Source organism: Halorubrum sp. ASP1 (assembly GCF_005435135.1).
GTDB classification, from domain to species: Archaea; Halobacteriota; Halobacteria; order Halobacteriales; family Haloferacaceae; genus Halorubrum; species Halorubrum tropicale.
Map to the genome: position 1 here is coordinate 1 of NZ_SGUA01000047.1, position 540 is coordinate 540.

1 protein-coding gene is annotated in these 540 nt (G+C 63.3%); it reads right to left on the minus strand.

Annotated elements, in window-relative coordinates; all coding sequences use genetic code 11:
• Positions 1-538 (minus strand): phytoene desaturase family protein (locus tag EXE48_RS18175; protein WP_137712169.1); only part of this gene is annotated, 538 nt, incomplete at its 3' end.
• Positions 539-540: the final 2 nt, after the last annotated feature.

Below are 540 nucleotides of genomic sequence, written 5' to 3' on the forward strand. Positions count from 1 at the left end.
TCGCGTCGGCCATCGTCCAGCGGAGATATCTGACCAGCGGAAGGTCCCGAAGGCCGACTGCAGTGGCGTTCCGAACGAGATCACCGACGCTCTGTATCGGCATTTTGACGTCTGTTCTGGTGAGTCGCCAGAGCCGCGCTGAGAGGTCATCGATGAAGTCGTAGAACGCCAGCTGTCGCCTGTCGTCGCCGAGTTTCCTGCGCCGCTCGGCGTCCCAATCGGCCTGGTCGCGGTACAGCGTTACCGTTCGGTCCGGCAGCCAGACGTCGTAGGCGTCCTGTATTTCTAGTGATGGCGGCTCGAAGCCGACAGCCGACAGCAGCTGGCCACCGACACCCTCTGGGACGAAATCCACGAGGGTTGTCGCGCCGACATCGAACCGGAACCCCGCTCGTTCGTAGTAGCCTGCACAGCCACCGACGCTGTGATGCTGTTCGAGGACGACCGTCGAGTAGCCGTCTGCCTGCAATCGTGCGGCCGTGCTCATCCCGGCCACGCCACCCCCGATGACGGCCACGTCTGCGGACTTAGTTTCCATGG